Origin of the sequence: Pseudarthrobacter chlorophenolicus A6 (genome assembly GCF_000022025.1) — a bacterium.
Lineage (GTDB): Bacteria > Actinomycetota > Actinomycetes > Actinomycetales > Micrococcaceae > Arthrobacter > Arthrobacter chlorophenolicus.
Genome location: NC_011886.1, coordinates 3357492 through 3373834 on the forward strand (window position 1 = coordinate 3357492; position 16343 = coordinate 3373834).

General features: G+C 68.6%; 18 protein-coding genes. 10 read left to right on the forward strand and 8 right to left on the reverse strand.

The genetic code is table 11. The features are described 5' to 3' along the window. Genes ACHL_RS15145 through ACHL_RS15160 form a run of 4 tightly spaced genes read left to right on the forward strand, consistent with a single transcriptional unit; the run spans position 1 to position 2556 of the window. Positions 1 to 372, forward strand: a complete 372-nt coding sequence (locus ACHL_RS15145; protein ID WP_015938171.1) for a DUF1048 domain-containing protein — start codon at positions 1 to 3, stop codon at positions 370 to 372. Continuing rightward, a complete protein-coding gene (locus ACHL_RS15150; protein WP_015938172.1) occupies positions 369 to 1142 on the forward strand; it encodes an ABC transporter ATP-binding protein in 774 nt (257 codons plus the stop codon). Before ACHL_RS15145 ends, ACHL_RS15150 begins: the two co-directional genes overlap by 4 nt. Continuing rightward, a complete protein-coding gene (locus ACHL_RS15155) occupies positions 1139 to 1903 on the forward strand; it encodes an ABC transporter permease (protein ID WP_015938173.1) in 765 nt (254 codons plus the stop codon). Before ACHL_RS15150 ends, ACHL_RS15155 begins: the two co-directional genes overlap by 4 nt. 29 nt (positions 1904 to 1932) lie before the next feature. Continuing rightward, positions 1933 to 2556 (forward strand): CDP-alcohol phosphatidyltransferase family protein, encoded by a 624-nt coding sequence (locus ACHL_RS15160; RefSeq protein WP_244266477.1) that lies wholly within the window; start codon positions 1933 to 1935, stop codon positions 2554 to 2556. A gap of 29 nt (positions 2557 to 2585) precedes the next feature. On the opposite strand, the gene ACHL_RS15165 is transcribed toward ACHL_RS15160, so the two are convergent. From ACHL_RS15165 to ACHL_RS15175, 3 genes are all read right to left on the reverse strand, one after another. After that, the gene (locus ACHL_RS15165) at positions 2586 to 3575 is read right to left on the reverse strand and encodes an alpha/beta fold hydrolase (protein ID WP_015938175.1); all 990 of its coding nucleotides are present in this window, start codon (positions 3573 to 3575) and stop codon (positions 2586 to 2588) included. Between the two features lie 46 nt (positions 3576 to 3621). Then, a complete protein-coding gene (locus tag ACHL_RS15170) occupies positions 3622 to 3996 on the reverse strand; it encodes a cupin domain-containing protein (protein ID WP_015938176.1) in 375 nt (124 codons plus the stop codon). Between the two features lie 191 nt (positions 3997 to 4187). Beyond that, positions 4188 to 5417, reverse strand: a complete 1230-nt coding sequence (locus tag ACHL_RS15175; protein WP_015938177.1) for a carboxylate-amine ligase — start codon at positions 5415 to 5417, stop codon at positions 4188 to 4190. Between the two features lie 233 nt (positions 5418 to 5650). Between ACHL_RS15175 and ACHL_RS15180 the strand changes: the two genes are divergently transcribed. After that, the gene (locus tag ACHL_RS15180) at positions 5651 to 5935 is read left to right on the forward strand and encodes a DUF1540 domain-containing protein (protein ID WP_015938178.1); all 285 of its coding nucleotides are present in this window, start codon (positions 5651 to 5653) and stop codon (positions 5933 to 5935) included. A gap of 165 nt (positions 5936 to 6100) precedes the next feature. Here the strand turns inward: ACHL_RS15180 and ACHL_RS15185 are convergent, their stop codons facing one another. Together ACHL_RS15185 and chrA are read right to left on the reverse strand one after the other, a co-directional pair. Then, positions 6101 to 6838 carry a GAF and ANTAR domain-containing protein gene (locus ACHL_RS15185; protein WP_015938179.1) on the reverse strand — a complete coding sequence of 246 codons (738 nt, stop codon included), beginning with the start codon at positions 6836 to 6838 and terminating at the stop codon, positions 6101 to 6103. 140 nt (positions 6839 to 6978) lie between these two features. Further along, positions 6979 to 8190 carry a chromate efflux transporter gene (chrA, locus tag ACHL_RS15190; RefSeq protein ID WP_015938180.1) on the reverse strand — a complete coding sequence of 404 codons (1212 nt, stop codon included), beginning with the start codon at positions 8188 to 8190 and terminating at the stop codon, positions 6979 to 6981. Between the two features lie 118 nt (positions 8191 to 8308). Here chrA and trxB point away from each other — a divergent pair, with 118 nt between their 5' ends. From trxB to ACHL_RS15205, 3 genes are all read left to right on the forward strand, one after another. Beyond that, positions 8309 to 9286 (forward strand): thioredoxin-disulfide reductase, encoded by a 978-nt coding sequence (trxB, locus tag ACHL_RS15195; protein ID WP_015938181.1) that lies wholly within the window; start codon positions 8309 to 8311, stop codon positions 9284 to 9286. Between the two features lie 146 nt (positions 9287 to 9432). Continuing rightward, a complete protein-coding gene (locus ACHL_RS15200; RefSeq protein WP_015938182.1) occupies positions 9433 to 9657 on the forward strand; it encodes a hypothetical protein in 225 nt (74 codons plus the stop codon). 89 nt (positions 9658 to 9746) lie between these two features. Continuing rightward, on the forward strand, positions 9747 to 9980 hold the full coding sequence (locus tag ACHL_RS15205; RefSeq protein ID WP_015938183.1) for a hypothetical protein: 234 nt from the start codon (positions 9747 to 9749) through the stop codon (positions 9978 to 9980). A 71-nt stretch (positions 9981 to 10051) separates the two neighbouring features. Here the strand turns inward: ACHL_RS15205 and nhaA are convergent, their stop codons facing one another. The 3 genes from nhaA to ACHL_RS15220 all read right to left on the reverse strand — a co-directional run bounded on the left by nhaA (position 10052) and on the right by ACHL_RS15220 (position 13292). Beyond that, positions 10052 to 11401 carry a Na+/H+ antiporter NhaA gene (gene nhaA, locus ACHL_RS15210; RefSeq protein ID WP_015938184.1) on the reverse strand — a complete coding sequence of 450 codons (1350 nt, stop codon included), beginning with the start codon at positions 11399 to 11401 and terminating at the stop codon, positions 10052 to 10054. A gap of 92 nt (positions 11402 to 11493) precedes the next feature. Beyond that, the gene (locus tag ACHL_RS15215; RefSeq protein WP_015938185.1) at positions 11494 to 12330 is read right to left on the reverse strand and encodes an alpha/beta fold hydrolase; all 837 of its coding nucleotides are present in this window, start codon (positions 12328 to 12330) and stop codon (positions 11494 to 11496) included. 137 nt (positions 12331 to 12467) lie between these two features. Beyond that, a complete protein-coding gene (locus ACHL_RS15220) occupies positions 12468 to 13292 on the reverse strand; it encodes a PAS and ANTAR domain-containing protein (RefSeq protein WP_015938186.1) in 825 nt (274 codons plus the stop codon). Positions 13293 to 13591: 299 nt separating this feature from the next. On the opposite strand from ACHL_RS15220, the gene ACHL_RS15225 reads away from it, so the two are divergent. Together ACHL_RS15225 and ACHL_RS23440 are read left to right on the forward strand one after the other, a co-directional pair. Beyond that, complete coding sequence (locus ACHL_RS15225) at positions 13592 to 15760, forward strand: copper-translocating P-type ATPase (protein WP_015938187.1); 2169 nt, start codon at positions 13592 to 13594, stop codon at positions 15758 to 15760. Then, positions 15760 to 16305: a hypothetical protein gene (locus ACHL_RS23440; protein ID WP_015938188.1), complete on the forward strand. Its 546-nt coding sequence runs from the start codon at positions 15760 to 15762 to the stop codon at positions 16303 to 16305. Before ACHL_RS15225 ends, ACHL_RS23440 begins: the two co-directional genes overlap by 1 nt. Positions 16306 to 16343 lie beyond the last annotated feature (38 nt).

Below are 16343 nucleotides of genomic sequence, written 5' to 3' on the forward strand. Positions count from 1 at the left end.
ATGGCCGCCAAATGGATCGAAGCACTCACCGGCCCGCTCGAGCAGAAGAAGCAGTACAAGCAGGCCAAGGCACGCCTCGATGCGTTGCCGGAACCCTACCTCACCGCCGCCGCGGCTTTCAACAGGTACCTCATGTACTACGGCGGAGTCACCGAAGGCGACACCATGGTGCAGATGATCTCCGACCTCGCCGACCTCTGGGAACGCGCCGCCGTCGACGGCACCCCGGTGGGCGACATCGTGGGCAGCGACCCCGTGGAGTTCGCCGAACAGTTCGCCCAGGCCTACGGGGGCAAGCGCTGGATCGACAAGGAACGCGCCCGGCTGATCGAGGCCGTGGACGATGCGAAGAGGAAGGAATCGCGGCCATGACCGCGGCAGCCGTCCCGGAACCCGCCATCCGGGTGCGGGGCATCGAAAAGTCGTTCAAGGGCCTGCACGTGCTGCGGGGCGTCGACTTTGACGTGGCACCGGGGACCATCTTCGCGCTCCTCGGCTCCAACGGCGCCGGCAAGACCACCCTGGTGCGCATCCTGTCCACGCTGCTGGCGGCGGACGCGGGTACCGCCACCGTGAACGGGTACGACGCCGGCGCGGAGCCGGCTGAGGTGCGCGGGTCCATCAGCCTGACGGGCCAGTTCGCCGCGGTGGACGAGGTGCTCACCGGGCGGGAGAACCTGGTGCTGGTGGCCCGGCTGCGCCATCTGCCGGAACCTCGTGCCATCGCGGACGAACTCCTGGCCAGGTTTGCCCTCACCGAGGCGGGGAACCGCAGGGCCTCCACCTATTCGGGCGGCATGCGGCGCCGGCTGGATATTGCCATGAGCCTGATCGGCAACCCGCCCGTCATCTTCCTGGACGAGCCCACCACCGGCCTGGACCCGCAGGCCCGGCTGGAGGTGTGGCAGACCGTCCGCCAGCTCGCCGGCCAAGGCACCACCGTGCTGCTCACCACGCAGTACCTTGACGAAGCCGAACAGCTGGCGGACCGCATCGCCATCCTGCACCAGGGAATCATCATCCAGAACGGCACGCTCGCCGAACTCAAGCAACTCCTGCCGCCGGCCACGGTGGAATACGTCGAGAAGCAGCCCTCCCTCGAGGACGTCTTCCTGGCCCTCGTTGGAAAGGAATTGCGATGACCGCCCACATCCTCAGCGACACCCGCGTTCTCACCGGCCGTTCGCTGCGCCATATCCTCCGCAGCCCGGACACTATCATCACCACGGCGGTGACCCCGGTGGCCATGATGCTGCTCTTCGTTTACGTGTTCGGCGGAGCCATCAGCACCGGCGCGGGAGGACCGTACGTCAACTACCTGCTGCCCGGCATCCTGCTGATCACCATTTCCTCCGGCGTGGCCTACACCGCGTACCGGCTGTTTCTGGACCTGCAGGGCGGCATCTTCGAACGGTTCCGGTCCATGCCCGTGGCAAGGCCCAGCGTCCTCTGGGCCCATGTGCTGACCTCGCTGGCCGCAAACTTTGCTGCCGTGGCGATCGTGGTGGGCGTGGCCCTGGTGATGGGCTTCCGGTCCGGGGCCTCCGTGGCGGCGTGGCTCGCCGTCGTCGGGATCCTGGCGCTGTTCACCCTGGCGCTGACGTGGATCGCCGTGATCGCGGGCCTGCTGGCCAAGACCGTGGACGGGGCCAGCGGCTTCAGCTACCCGCTGATCTTCCTGCCGTTCATCAGCTCCGCGTTCGTGCCCACCGGCTCCATGCCCGGGCCGGTGGCCTGGTTCGCCGAGAACCAGCCGGTCACCTCCATTGTGGACACCATCCGTGCGCTCCTCGCCCAGGAACCGGTGGGCGGCGGCATCTGGACGGCGCTGGCCTGGCTGGTGGGAATCCTGGCTGTGGCCTACGGGTTCGCGACCGTCATCTACCGCCGGAAGTCCGGCTGAACGGTGCCTGCGAGGCAGATACTTGAGTGGTGGAGACCATCGCAACCTGGCGCCCGACGCCGGCCGACCGGATCACCCTGGTCCGTGCCGCCCTCGCCGCCGCCTGCGCCGTGCTGGCCGTCCCGCCGCTGTTCACCGGGGACGTGAACGGCGACGGTGCCAGCCTGATCCTGGTAATCCTGGGCAGCGCGGCACTCCTGCTCGACGCCGTGGACGGTCCGGTGGCCCGGCGGACCGGAACCGCCTCGGACGCGGGATCCCGGTTCGATTCCGCCACGGACGCCTTCCTGGTGCTGGTCCTGTCCGTGGCCACGGTGACGGCGGTGGGCCTGTGGACGCTAACCATCGGGGCCATGTACTACCTGGTGGCGGCGGCGGGGATTGTCCGGCCGCACCTGCGTGAGCCATTGCCGCGGAGCACGGCCCGCAAGGTGATCGGCGCTGTCCAGCCGCTGGCCCTGCTTCTTGCGCTGGTCATCGCCCAGGTCCCCGGCATGCCGCCCGCCTTAGATGCCGCCGCTCCGGCCGTGGCACTCCCGCTGCTGCTGTTCTCTTTCGGCCGTGACGTCGTCGTGCTTGAACGGCGCCACCGTGCGTCCACGGAAGCGGCCCCACGGCCCGGCGCGGGGCACCCCGTCCGGCCTGTGCCGTAGGCAGTAAGGGCTTCATCCAGCTAAGCGCTTCATCCAGCCGGGCCGAGGAACGTCCGGATAGCCTCGGCCATCCGCGGCGCCTGCGCCCAGTGCAGGTAATGCCCTCCCTCGAGCGGCAGGACCTGGTGCCGCGCCACGTTCCTGAGCAAGTTCTCGGCGGCAGAAACCTTCTCGGCTGTGTGGTCCGTCTTTTCGTCGGCGATGAACGCCAGGACCGGCAGGTCGTCCGGGTAGGTGACGCCCCGCAGCGCCGCGGCGTTATTGGCAATCCGGGCGGTCTCATCCGCCACGGCGGGGTTGCCGTAATTCCAAGAACCCATCATGCGCATGCGCTTCAGCTCGTCGTCCGTAAAGGCGCTGCTGTCCGGATCCACGACGGCGGGCGCCACCGCTGCCACGGCCCGCACCAGCCCGGTGGTGGACAGGATCCTGGCCCAGTTAATGCCCTGCGGCGGCTCTTCGACGGGCCCCTCCCCGGGTTTGGGGATGCTGGCATCGATGCCGATTACCGCGGCCACTTCGCTGCGGTACCGGTTGGCGTAATCCAGCAGGTAGAACCCGGCAATCGAGTGGCCGGCCAGGACATACGGCTGTGGCACCCGCAGCCTGGCCAGCGCCTCATGGAGTTCGTTGCTGATGTTCCCGTTGCTGCGTGGCCCGGCTTCCATGTCGCTATAGCCGTAGCCGATCCCCTCCACCACCATGACGTCGAAGCCGTTGAGCTCACGGACCAGCGGCTGGAAGTCCAGGCCGGGCGCCGGGGTTCCCAGCCCGCTCAGGAGCACGATGGCCTGGCCCTGCTCCCCGTTCCGCACCACGTTCAGGCTGCCCCCGGCCACCGCCACCCGTTCCCCGTACGGCTGGACGGTGGCCCGCTCCCGGGACTCCAGGAACAGGTTCAGCAGCGTGGAGGCCAGGAGCAGGCCCACGATGGCGAGCAGGACGAACCCGGCCCGGCGCAACCCGCGCCGGGGCTTTTTCCGAAGCCCGGCGTCGGTGGCTTCCCTGAGGCGGAACATGGGCGGACGACGCGGTGAGCGGGATTAGGCGGGAATCAGGCGCGGCCTATTCCGGTTTGGCGTATGCTGCCGCGCTCATGATTTCGTAGCCCACGAAGGTTTCATCGCCTTCCACCCAGGCGTCATGGCCGGGCGGAACGGCGTAGGCGTGGCCTGCGCTGACGGTGGTACGGGTGCCGTCGTCCATCTGGACGGTCAGTGTCCCCGAGGTGCAGATGCCCACGTGGTTCACCTGGCAGCTGTCCGTGTTGACCACGGTCTTCACCGTCTCGGACCAGCGCCAGCCGCGTTCAAAGGTGAGCCGGGCCAGGGTGGTGCCGCCAACGTGCACCACATCCACCACGGTGTTCGGGGGACGGCGCTTCTCGTCGGGTTCATCAAAGGATTTCGCTTCAAGCGCTGTGGCAGTTTCTCCGGCCATTTTATTCTCCAGACAGGGAGCATTTTCAACTGTTCGTCCGGGGCGCCGGGGCAGCTCCGGGAGGGTTGGCCGCCCGCCCGCGGGGTTCAACGCCACGGGTTCCACGCCGGGCTTTCAACAGCCGCGCCGGCGTCCAGGCCGCACCAATGCAGGCCCCAGCGGTAACAGCGTGCGCCCGGGAAGGGCCGCTGTCAATCCCCCGGCATTCCCCGCCGCGCACCTTGGATTTCGGACCCCACGGTGCAGTTGGCGGCGTCATCCACCACGTCCTCCAGGTCGCCCGTCCGGTGCAGCACCTCGAGCTGGCGGACGGCTCCGGTGCCGGTGTGCAGGAGCTGGTCCGTGAGTTCCTCCACCCGCTCCAGGTCGCCCATGTCCTCCAGCGCGCCGTGGATATGGTGCAGGAGGGAATTGACGACGCCGAGGGCCGGCCCGGGCCTGCTGGTCACCGGATCCAGGAGTTCCCCGCGCAGCCCCCAGCGGCTGGCCTTCCATCCAGCCAGCCGCAGCAGGGCGGTGGGCACCGGCGCCGGCCCGGTTCCGGCCTTCCATTCGCGGGCCGCGGTTTCCACCAGTCCGCGGACGATCCCGGCCAGCAGCACGGTGTTTTCCGGCATCATGCAGGCGTCGGCGATCCGCACCTCCACGGTGGGATAGTGCCGGGACAGCCGGGCGTCGAAGTAGATCATGCCTTCATCCATGGCGACGCCGGTGCTCACCATGTCGTGCACCAGCTGGTGGTAGGCATCCGGGGTGCCCAGGATGTCCAGTGGCCCGGCAGACGGCCACCGGCTCCACACCTGGGACCGGTAGCTCGCGTACCCAGTGTCCTCTCCATGCCAGAACGGGGAGTTGGCACTGAGCGCCACCAGCACCGGCAGCCAGTTCCGGATCCGGTCCAGCACTCCCACCGCTTCTTCGTCAGACTCCACCGAAACGTGGACGTGGGTGCCACAGGTCAGCTGTTCCCGGGCAGTGAGTCCATACTCTTCCACCATGGCCGCGAACCGGCGCAGCCGCACCGGGTGCGGGTCGCTCGGCAGGGGGGAAGTGCCCAGAGCAGCCACCCGGACGCCCACGTCCTCCGCGGCCTGCCGGGCGATGTCCCGCCCCGCAACGATGTCCGCCTGGAGCCCGGCAAGCGTGGAGTGCGGCGGGGTGACCACTTCGATCATTTCCTGCTGGAACTCGGCGGTGAGCACCGGCCCGGCACTGGATTCCAGCGGGCGGACGTAAAGGTCCAGCAGGGCGCCGGCCATGGGTACCGCGTCGCCCCGGCCGGGGTCCACCAGCAACAGTTCCTCCTCAACCCCGAACGTCCTGGGCCCGGGACGCCCGGCGCCGTCATTCCGGACGCCGCCCGCCGCCGTCGTGCTGCCTTGCCGCCGCGGGTCCTGCCCTGCTGCTTCCTGCCCGTCCATGCCAGCCCTCCCGTTGGCCACGCCGTGGGTACCTGCTGGCGGTCGCTGCTTGCCGCCGAGGCTTACAGGATAGGCACGCCGTTCAGCCTGCGGGAAGGGGCCGTGCGCTGATAGGGACAGGCCGGCTGCGCGCAATTAGGCAAGACAATTGGGTCTTTTTGATTGGCCCGCGCGGGTTTACGGTGGTCAAACGGAGCTGCCCGCCCGGGGTGGCCGGCCAAGGAGGACTTTCCATGACAACGCACGTCGCGGACTGCAGCGTAACGAACTGTTCCTTTAACGACCACACTAACTGCAACGCCGCCGCCATCACGGTGGGCGGCGACGAAAACCACGCCCACTGCGCCACGTTCATCGAGGTGGGTGTCCACGGCGGCCTGCCCAAGGTGCTGGCCGACGTCGGGGCCTGCCAGCGCAGCGAATGCGTCCATAACGACCACCTGATGTGCAAGGCGTCCGAGGTCCATGTTGGCCCGGGCCGGGATAACGCGGACTGCCTCACCTACTCACACGCCTAGACGCAGCAAGTCAGTCACACGCACCCGGGGCGGCTTCCACTCCGGGTGCATTGCTGTCCACCGCCGGACGTGGATGCGGAACAGGCCTTCAGGGGGCTGAGGCGACCAGGGCACCGCGGCGGCAGGCCGCCGTCGTACGTCCTGCCGTGCACCATGACGACGGCGTCAGGCGTCGAAGTGCGTGCTGACCGTATCGTCGGCGGACACCGAGGCGATTACCCGGGCCGCAACGTCGCGGAGCTTGATGTTGCGGGTGCTGGAGGCGGTCTTGAGGATGGCCATGGCCGTTTCCTGGTTACACCGGTTCTGGCCCATGATGGCCCCGGCCGCGAGGTCGATCGTGGTGCGGGAGGCCATGGCGGCGGCAAGGTCGTCGCGCGCATCGGTCAGCTGGGCGATCCGCAGCGCCAGCCGAAGGGACTGGCTGGCCTCCCGGGCGAACCTTTCCGCCAACGCCACTGAGTGGGCGGGGAACGCATCCTTGCCATCGGAGTAGAGGTTCAGGGCCGCCCGCGCGTCACTGTCCACCGGGATGGGCACCGCCAGGATGGATTTGAGGGTTCCTTCGTTCACCGCCTCCAGGTACTCCGGCCAGCGGCTCTCGTGGTGCAGGTCCGGCACATGGATGGTGGTGGCGAGCCGGATGGCCGACAGGCACGGGCCGTCATTGAAGATGTACTGCACTTCATCCATGGACCTCGCACGGCCATCGCTGCTGGCCGCCGTTGCGGCCTTCTTCCGCCGCACCACGGTGATGGAACAGGACACCTGCTGACCCGTCGAGGAGAGCTCCGCCGCGGCCTCAACGGCCAGGTCGTGGAGGAACTCCTCAACGTGGGAACTGGTGAGGACCAGTTCACCGAGACGCTTGGCTACCGGCTCGTCGGTTCTGTCTGTGGCCATGGAGGGCTTCCTGGTGCTGCCCGGCAGACCTTCCCACGGACTGACCCGGGACCCGAGCCGCCCAGGACCGGACGGCAATTCCAGCCTACTCCCACAGCAGGGCTTCGCCGCCCCGCCAGCGGGCGCGACGTGATGTCACGTCAGCCGGCCAACGCCAGCAGCACTCCCCCGGCCGCGCCCACCAGCACCACGGCCCAAGGCGGCGCCTTCCATGCGATGAGCAGCACGAAGCACACCAGGCCCAGGCAGAACGGCCCCGGGCCGGTGATGGCGGTTGTGAACAGCGGGTTGTAGAGGGCGGCAGCCAGGATGCCCACCACGGCGGCGTTGGCGCCCCGCATCAGGGCCTGGGCCCCGGGCCGGGACCGCCAGGAGTTCCAGAACGGCAGCACGCCGGTGAGCAGCAGGAAGCCGGGCAGGAAGATGCCGGCGAGCGCGACCGCGGCACCCGCCGCGCCGCCCGGACCGTACCCGGACGCCGTGCCCAGGTAGGCCGCGAAGGTGAACAGGGGGCCGGGGACGGCCTGCGCGGCGCCGTAGCCGGCCAGGAACTGCTGGCTGGTGACCCAGCCGGGGTCCACCACGCCGGCCTGGAGCAGGGGAAGGACCACGTGGCCGCCGCCGAACACCAGTGCCCCGGCCCGGTAGAACGCCTCGAACACGGTGATCCCGGCCGAGCCCGTGGCCAGCGCCAGCACCGGCAGCCCCAGCAGCAGAAGTACGAACAGGGCCAGGCAGGTGATGCCCGCGGTCCGGCTGACGGGGAAACGCATCTGGCCGGTCAGGTCGGTGGTGCCCCGCCGGCACACCAGCAGCCCGGCGAGCGCGCCGAACAGGATGGCCGCTATCTGGCCGAGGGACCCGGCCAGCAGCGTGGCGGACAGGGCAGCGACCACGGCGATCGCCGCCCGCTCGCGGTCCGGGGTGAGCGCTTTGGCCATGCCCCATACCGCCTGGGCCACGATGGCCACTGCCACTATCTTCAGTCCGGTGAGGATGCCGGTGCCGATGGTGCCCTGGAACAGAGCGGCGCCCAGCGCGAAAGCGACCAGCAGGGCCGCGGACGGGAGGGTGAAGGCAAGGAACGCGGCCAGGGCACCGAGGGGGCCGGCGCGGTGCAGCCCCATGCCGAAGCCCACCTGGCTGGAGGCGGGCCCGGGAAGGAATTGGCACAGCGCCACCAGGTCCCCGTACTCCCTGTCGTCCACCCATTTGCGTCGCCGGACCAGTTCGTCACGGAAATAGCCCAGGTGCGCGATGGGCCCGCCAAACGAGGTGACCCCCAGTTTGAGGAACACGCCGAACACTTCCCGGGCCGAGCCGCGGCGTGCGGTTGCCGGCTCGCCGGTCACGGGGCAGCCACGGTCATCTGCGGTGGGGTCATGGCCCCATTATGCAGCGGATTGACAGGGGCGGATGACCATTGCTCCACTGGAGGGGCGCACGCCCGCTACCTCCAAGGAGAACCCCATGAGCAACGAACAGCTGATCATCATCGGCTCCGGCCCCGCGGGCTACACCGCCGCCATTTACGCCGCCCGGGCCGGCCTGGCGCCGCTGGTGCTGGCCGGTTCCGTCACCGCGGGCGGTGCGCTGATGAACACCACCGAGGTGGAAAATTTCCCCGGTTTCCCCGGCGGCATCCAGGGACCTGAACTGATGGACGGGCTGCAGCAGCAGGCCGAGAAGTTCGGCGCCAAGGTGGTGTTCGACGACGTCACGTCCGTTGACCTGAAGGGTTCCACCAAGCGCGTGGTCACCGGCGCCGGAGAGACCCACGAGGCACCTGCGGTCATCCTCGCCACCGGCTCCGCGTACAAGGAACTGGGCCTGCCTGAGGAGAAGAAGCTGTCCGGCCACGGCGTATCCTGGTGCGCCACCTGCGACGGGTTCTTCTTCCGCGAGCAGGACATCATTGTGGTGGGCGGCGGCGATTCCGCCATGGAGGAGGCAACCTTCCTCACCCGCTTCGGGAAGTCCGTGACCGTCGTGGTCCGCAAGGGCGAACTGCGGGCCTCCCGCATCATGGCGCAGCGGGCCAAGGACAATCCCAAGATCCGGTTCGAATGGAACTCCGCCATCACCGCCATCCACGGCGACACCAAGGTCACCGGCGTCACCCTGGCGGACACCCGCTCCGGCGAAACCAGGGAGCTCGGCGCCACGGGGATCTTCGTGGCCATCGGCCACCTGCCGCGCACCGAACTGCTGACGGGCCAGGTGGACCTCGATGACGAGGGCTACATCAAGGTGGACTCCCCCACCACGTGCACCAACCTCTCCGGCGTTTTCGCGTGCGGTGACGCCGTGGACCACCGCTACCGCCAGGCCATCACCGCCGCCGGCACCGGCTGCGCCGCCGCCCTGGACGCAGAGCGGTACCTGGCCGCCCTGGACGACGCCTCGAGCATCGCCACCGCCCTGGTGGAGGAGCCCACGCACAGCTGATCCGCCGCAGGTGTTCGTAAAAAGGAGGGGCCGGAAAACCTTGCCGCAACAGCTGCTGTAAGTAGACTTAGTGCATACATTGAATGGGCCTGGGAGAGGCTGCTGCTCCTCCCCGGGGTGGGCTCCCAGTACGAAGGCGGCACGCCATGTCCGGCAATCCCAGAACTCCGCTATCCATCAGCGAAGAAGTGGCCCTCCTGGACCTCCAACTGCAGGCCATGGAGATCATCGAGGAGATTCTCAGCGGCGCGGACCCGCGCGAGGCCGGTGCCCGTGCCTCACTCAGCCTCTTCGTGGACCGCAATCCGGGCCAGCCACAACGCGCCCTGCTGCTCCACATGCTGAGCATCCGGCGCACCAACCCCAACTGACACAGGAATAACACCCTGTGGAAACACTCCTGCAACCTCGCCACGGCAAGCTGGGCTTACGGGGACACAACCAGCAGGAGGCAGCCCGCATGGAGGCACAAGGAGTCAGTACCGCCCAGCTCCGCATTGGAGACAACATCGAGGCGTGGCACCGGGGCAAACTGTTCCACAGCGGCCGGGTGACCGGGGTGGTGCCGGCGCTGGAACTGTTCTGGATCCTGGACGCTCGGACCGGCGCGCGGAAGCTGCTGGACCCGGAGGCCTTGGAGATCCGCCACGTGGAGGCACCCGCGGACCCCCTGCTGGGGCTCGCCCCGGCCTAGCAGGCCACAGATAAACCACGACGCCGGCATACGGGTTAGGTGCCGGCGTCGTGCGTTCCTGAAGGATCCGGTCAGGCGCGGCCCTGGTAGACGTCCGGGATGCCGTCCTGGTCCGCGTCAACCCTTTCCAGCTCCTCGGCCTGCCGGTACTGCCGGTTCCGGGTGCGGAGGATGACGCTGGCCAGCACGGCGGCCAGCAGTGATGCGGTGAGGATGCCCACCTTGGCGTGGTCGTCATGCAGGCTGCCCTGTCCGAAGCTCAGCTCGGCTACCAGCAGCGACACTGTGAAGCCGATGCCCGCCAGCAAGGCCACTCCAAAAATGTCGATCCATCGGTAGGAATCGTCCAGCTTCGCCTTAGTGGTCTTGGTCAGCAGCCACGTGGCACCGAGGATGCCGATGGGCTTGCCAAGGACCAATGCCAGGATGATGCCCAGCGCCACCGGGTCGGTCAGAGCCGAGCCGAGTCCCTCCCAGCCACCTACGGCCACCCCGGCGGAGAAGAAGGCGAACACCGGCACGGCGATTCCGGCGGAGATGGGCCGGAACCGGTGCTCAAAAATTTCCGCCAGGCCGGGTCCGGCTTCGGGCCCGCCGCTCGCCTGCGACCGGATTACCGGGACGGCGAAGCCCAGCAGCACGCCAGCCACCGTGGCGTGGATGCCGGAGGCGTGCACCAGCGCCCAGGCCGCGAAGCCCAGCGGCAGGAGGATGAGCCAGGCAGCCGCCGGGTGCTTGCCGAAGAAGCGGCGGTACTTTTGGACCAGGAATGTGAACAAAGCCAGCGGGATCAGGGCCAGCAGCAGCGGACCCGCCTGGAGGTCACTGGAGTAGAAAAAGGCGATGATGCTGATGGCAATCAGGTCGTCCACCACGGCCAGGGTCAGCAGGAAAATACGCAGGGCGCTGGGCAGGTGTGATCCGATCACCGCAAGCACCGCAACCGCGAACGCGATGTCCGTGGCAGTGGGGATGGCCCAGCCGCGCAGCGCTTCCTGGTTGGCGAGGTTCACGGCGGCATAAATTACTGCCGGCACCAGCACTCCACCGGCCGCGGCCAGCACCGGGACGATGGACGTGCTGATCTGGCGCAGGTCCCCGGCAACGAATTCGCGCTTGAGCTCCAGGCCCACCAGGAAGAAGAAGACAGCAAGGAGTCCGTCCGCCGCCCAGGCGCCGAGGCTCAGCTTTAGGTGCCAGGGCTCGTAGCCGACGGTGACGTCCCTGAGTGCGAAGTAGCTGTCCGATGCCGGCGAGTTGGCCCAGATAAGGGCGATCACGGCAGCGGCCACCAGGAGGGCACCGCCCACCGTTTCCTTGCGGAGGATCTCGCCGATCCTCAGGGCTTCGGCGTAGGAGCCGCGGGCAAGAATGGAGCGGCGGGGCTGGGGGTTGTGCGGGGGCTGCGGGGCGGATGTCACTGCAGGGTCCTGACTTTGGGGGTCGACGAAACTATGCCGACCAGACTTCCCGGCGCACCTTCATCCATCCTACCGGCCAGCCAGTTACCGGCCTATTTCGCCAGGAATCCGATCACCACGCTGTTCCACTCGTCGGCGTGGCTCACGTTGCAGCCGTGCGGCGCATCCCTGATGACGTGGACCTCGCTGTTCGCCAGTGAGGCGTGGGTCCGCTGGCCGGATCCCTCGAAGGGGACGGTGGCGTCGCCGTCGCCATGAATCACCAGTGCCGGGACCGTGACATCGGCGAGGTCGCCCCGGAAGTCGGTCCCGCCGAAGGCCGCCATGCAGGCCAGGGCCGCGTTCTTGTTGGCCTGCCCGCACATGGCCCCGGCTTCCTTGCGCTGGACCTCGCTGACCCTGAGGACTCCGTCCACGGAGAAGAAGTCGCGGGTGAAGGAATCGTAGAAAGCTGTCTCGTCCCTGACGAGGTCCTCGGCCATGCCGTCCGCCTGTTCAGGGGTCAGGGGACCATCCGGGTTGTCGTCCGTCCGCATAAGGTAGGGCGTCACGGCGGAGGCGAAGACCACGCTGCGGATCCTCGCCGGTCCGTACAGGCCGAGGTATCGTGCCACCTCACCGCCGCCCATGGAAAAGCCCACCAGGGTCACGTCCGTCAGGTCCAGCTCCACCAAGACCTTCTGCAGGTCCTCGGCCAGAACGTCGTAGTTGTAGCCTGCCGGTGGCTTGCTGCTGAGGCCGAACCCCCTGCGGTCATAGGTGATGGGACGGTAACCGGCCTCCTGCAGCGCCGGGATCTGCTCCTCGAAGGATTTCCCGGAGAGCGGCCATCCGTGGATGAGGACCACCGGGCGGCCCGCTCCGCCGGCATCGTCCACATGCAGGTTGGTGTCCTTGAACAGCCCGTGGTGGGGGGTAACTTCGGTCATGGCTGACCTTCCGATATGCGGTTTCCGGGCCTCGGTTGAAGCCCGAACATCAGTCATTCGGCAGCATACTTAGTTTCGGATGGGTGCGGTATCAGGGGTTTCAGCCCAACCCCCGCCCCGGGATCAGCCCGCCGCTATCAGCCTGCAGGGCGGCGCCCGGGACCCGGGCGGCCCGTTGAAGGGCGGGGCGTGGGACCTGGAACGGCGGGACGCCCGGCAACTACGGCGGACGGTCCGGGGACGGCCCGGCGTTCCGGTGCTGCCCGCCGGTCCCGGGCAGCCTGGTGGTCCCTGGACTTGTCCCGACTCCCCGATTCCGCGGGCAACCGGTCGGCTATCGCCCTGACCGCCCTGACCAGGTATTCCCGGGCGTCCTCCGAGTTGGCCAGCTGCACCAGTTCCGCCGCCACCGCCACCAGCTTGACGTTCCGGTAGCTGCTGGTGGCCACCAGCAGCTGGAACGCTTCGTCGGAGCCGATGCCGAGCAGGCCCATGAGGATGCCCCTCGCCTGGTCGATGACGGTGCGGGATGCGGTGGCGCCCGCCACCGCATCGCGTGCGGTCTGCTCGGTTTCGCGCTGCAGGGTTGAGGTGAGGTCCACCATCACGCCCTCGATCACTGCGACCTTGCCGTCCGCGCCAACGATGCCCTCGCCGGAAGACAGGACGCGCCTGGTTTTGCCTTTGGAATCAATGATCCGGTGATACATGCAAAAGTACCCGCCGGTCTGGGCAACCTTAGCCACGATGGCTTCGCAGCGCGGCCGGTCCTTGGGATGCTTGTGGGCGAACAGCAGTTCCAGGGTGGGAACCACATCCCCGCGGCGGTAGCCGTGCAGCTGGTACATTCCGTCGGACCAGGAGAGCTTCCAGCCGTCCACCTCGGCCGTGTAGGTTCCGGCAACGCAGTCGTCGTCCCCCAACGCGCTCGAGTACGTATATGGGCCGGGCACGTCCTTCACAGGGGCCACCTCCATGTAGCAACCGGTTCCGCCCGCTCAGGCTTACTGTGCCCGTGTGGGCCTTTATACCAGTATGACAAGAGCCAGATTAAGTTGGTAGGCCGGGCTGCCACTTCACCCCGGTCATACACTGCGCGGAACGTTTGACCTGCATACCCCCTAGGGGTATATTGGACGTGTTGTCAGTGAAGTGGTATGTCCCGGCCGGCGCCTTCCAGCGCCCAGCTTTCACAGCCGTTCAACCCCAGCGCCTGCTTGTCCATAAGGATTCTTCCTTCGCCAAGAAAGGACCTGGCCCCATGCAAGACCATTCCCAGCACCATCACGACGGCGGCCGCCAGTCCGCCGGCGCGGTCACCGATGCCCGTGCTGCTGCCGCCCCTGCCGGGCACGGGCAAGCTCCCGGCCACGCGCACACCGCGGCATCAATGCAGCACGGCGCCCACCCGCACCACGATGACGGCCACACCGTCCACACCTCCGGCCAGCACGCCGGGCACAGCACCGCCATGTTCAAGAACAGGTTCTGGCTCACGCTGGCCCTGTCGGTTCCCGTGGTCTACTTCAGCCCCATGGTGGGCCACCTCCTGGGCTACATGGCGCCCATGTTCCCGGGCTCGGCCTGGATCCCGCCGGTCCTGGGAACGGTCATCTTCCTCTACGGCGGCCAGCCGTTCCTCAAGGGCGGCCTGCAGGAACTGAGGAACCGCCGGCCCGGCATGATGCTGCTGATCGCCATGGCCATCACCGTGGCGTTCGCGGCCTCGTGGGTTACCAGCCTGGGCCTGGGCGGTTTCGACCTCGACTTCTGGTGGGAGCTGGCGCTCCTGGTGGCCATCATGCTGCTGGGCCACTGGATCGAAATGCGTGCCCTCGGATCGGCGCAGGGCGCATTGGACGCCCTCGCCGCACTGCTGCCGGACGACGCCGAGCGCGTCACGCTGTCCGGCACCGAGACAGTACCCGTGTCCGAGCTGCGTCCCGGAGACCTCGTCCTGGTCCGGCCCGGAGCCCGGATGCCCGCCGACGGCACTGTGGCGGAAGGCCGCGCCGAGTTCGACGAATCCATGATCACCGGCGAATCCAAGACCGTTCCGCGTGGTCCCGGTGACGCTGTGGTGGCCGGAACCGTGGCCACCGACTCCGGGGTGCGCGTCCGCGTGACGGCGGTGGGCGACGATACTGCCCTGGCCGGCATCCAGCGGCTGGTGGCCGAAGCCCAGGCGTCGTCGTCCCGCGCCCAGGCCCTGGCCGACCGCGCCGCAGCCTTCCTCTTCTACTTCGCAGCTGGCGCCGGCATCATCACGTTCATCGCCTGGACCCTGCTGGGCAGTGTCCCCGAGGCCGTCACCCGGACCGTAACGGTGCTGGTCATCGCCTGCCCGCACGCCCTGGGCCTGGCCATTCCGCTGGTGATCGCCATCTCCACCGAACAGGCGGCCCGGGCAGGCGTGCTGATCAAGAACCGGATGGCGCTGGAGCGCATGCGGACCATCGATGTGGTCCTTTTCGACAAGACCGGCACCCTCACCAAGGGCGAGCCCGAGCTCCGGGACATCGCAACAACAGGGACCTTGGACGCTGACAGCCTGCTGTCCCTCGCCGCCGCCGTCGAGTCCGACAGCGAGCATCCCGCAGCCCGGGCCATCGTCCGCGCGGCGCGGAACCGCGGCCTCACCTTCCCCGCGGCATCCGGGTTTGCTGCACTGGCGGGCCGCGGCGTACAGGCAACGGTGGACGGACGCACGCTGCACGTGGGCGGACCCGCGCTCTTGCGCGAGCTTGGCGCCGTCGAGCCTTCCGGTCTGGCCGGGGCCACACACGGCTGGCGGGAACGCGGCGCGTCCGTCCTGCACGTGCTCGACGGCGGCCGCGTCCTGGGTGCCGTAAGCCTGGAGGATGCGGTCCGGCCGGAGTCGCGGCAGGCCGTGGCGGCGCTGCAGAACCGCGGCGTCAAGGTAGCGATGATCACCGGCGACGCGCGCCAGGTGGCTCAGGCTGTGGCCGCGGACCTGAACATCGACGAGGTGTTTGCCGAGGTGCTGCCGGCGGACAAGGACAAGAAAGTGGCGGAGCTGCAGGGCCGGGGGCTGAAGGTGGCCATGGTGGGCGACGGCGTGAACGACTCCCCCGCGCTGGCCCGCGCCGAGGTGGGCATCGCCATCGGCGCCGGAACGGATGTGGCCATGGAATCGGCGGGCGTGGTGCTGGCTGGCAACGATCCGCGTGCGGTGCTGTCCATGGTGGACCTCTCCCGGGCGAGCTACCGCAAGATGTGGCAGAACCTGGTGTGGGCCACCGGCTACAACGTCCTCTCCGTGCCGCTGGCCGCCGGCGTGCTCGCCTTCGCCGGAGTGGTCCTCTCACCGGCCGCCGGCGCCGTCCTGATGAGCGCCTCCACCATCGTGGTGGCGCTGAACGCCCAGCTGCTGCGGCGGCTCAAGCTCAACCCCGCCGAGGTGCGCTGATGCCGTGCGGCCTCCCGGTTTCCCGTCGCGTGGCGGCGCAGCTCCGCCGCTCGGCGCTGCTGGCTGCGGTGCTGGCGGTCGTGGCGGGGATCTTCGGAATGCACGTCATGACGGCGGGCCACACCTCGCATGCGGCGCACGCCGGTGCCGCACCGGATCCCGGCGCTGCACAGTCCGCTGTTGACGCCGGGATGCCCGCCGCTGACAGGCATCCGGCCGGGCACCATGCGCACCTGGCCGGGAACGCCGGCGTCGCGCCTTCCCCTGATGCCGTGCGCTCCGCTGACCAGCGTTCCGTCCCCGGAGATTTAGTGGCTCGCCCGTACGTGGCCGAGCCGGCAGCCTGCACGCCGTCGCACCCCGGCGGCCAGGATGCCGCGGCCTCCTGCACCCCGCTGGCCAAGACGGGGTCGCTCTCTGCCGAGCCGCCCACGGCAATGCACAGTCACAGTGCCGGACGGCCAGCCAGCGCCGGCACTGTCACCGGCTATTCCCACATCGCTCCCAGCCCGTCGCCCTGCGAGCTGTCCATCAGCCGGACGTAAGCCGACTGCGCCGCGCGGCCCCCCGCGCACCAAGCCAG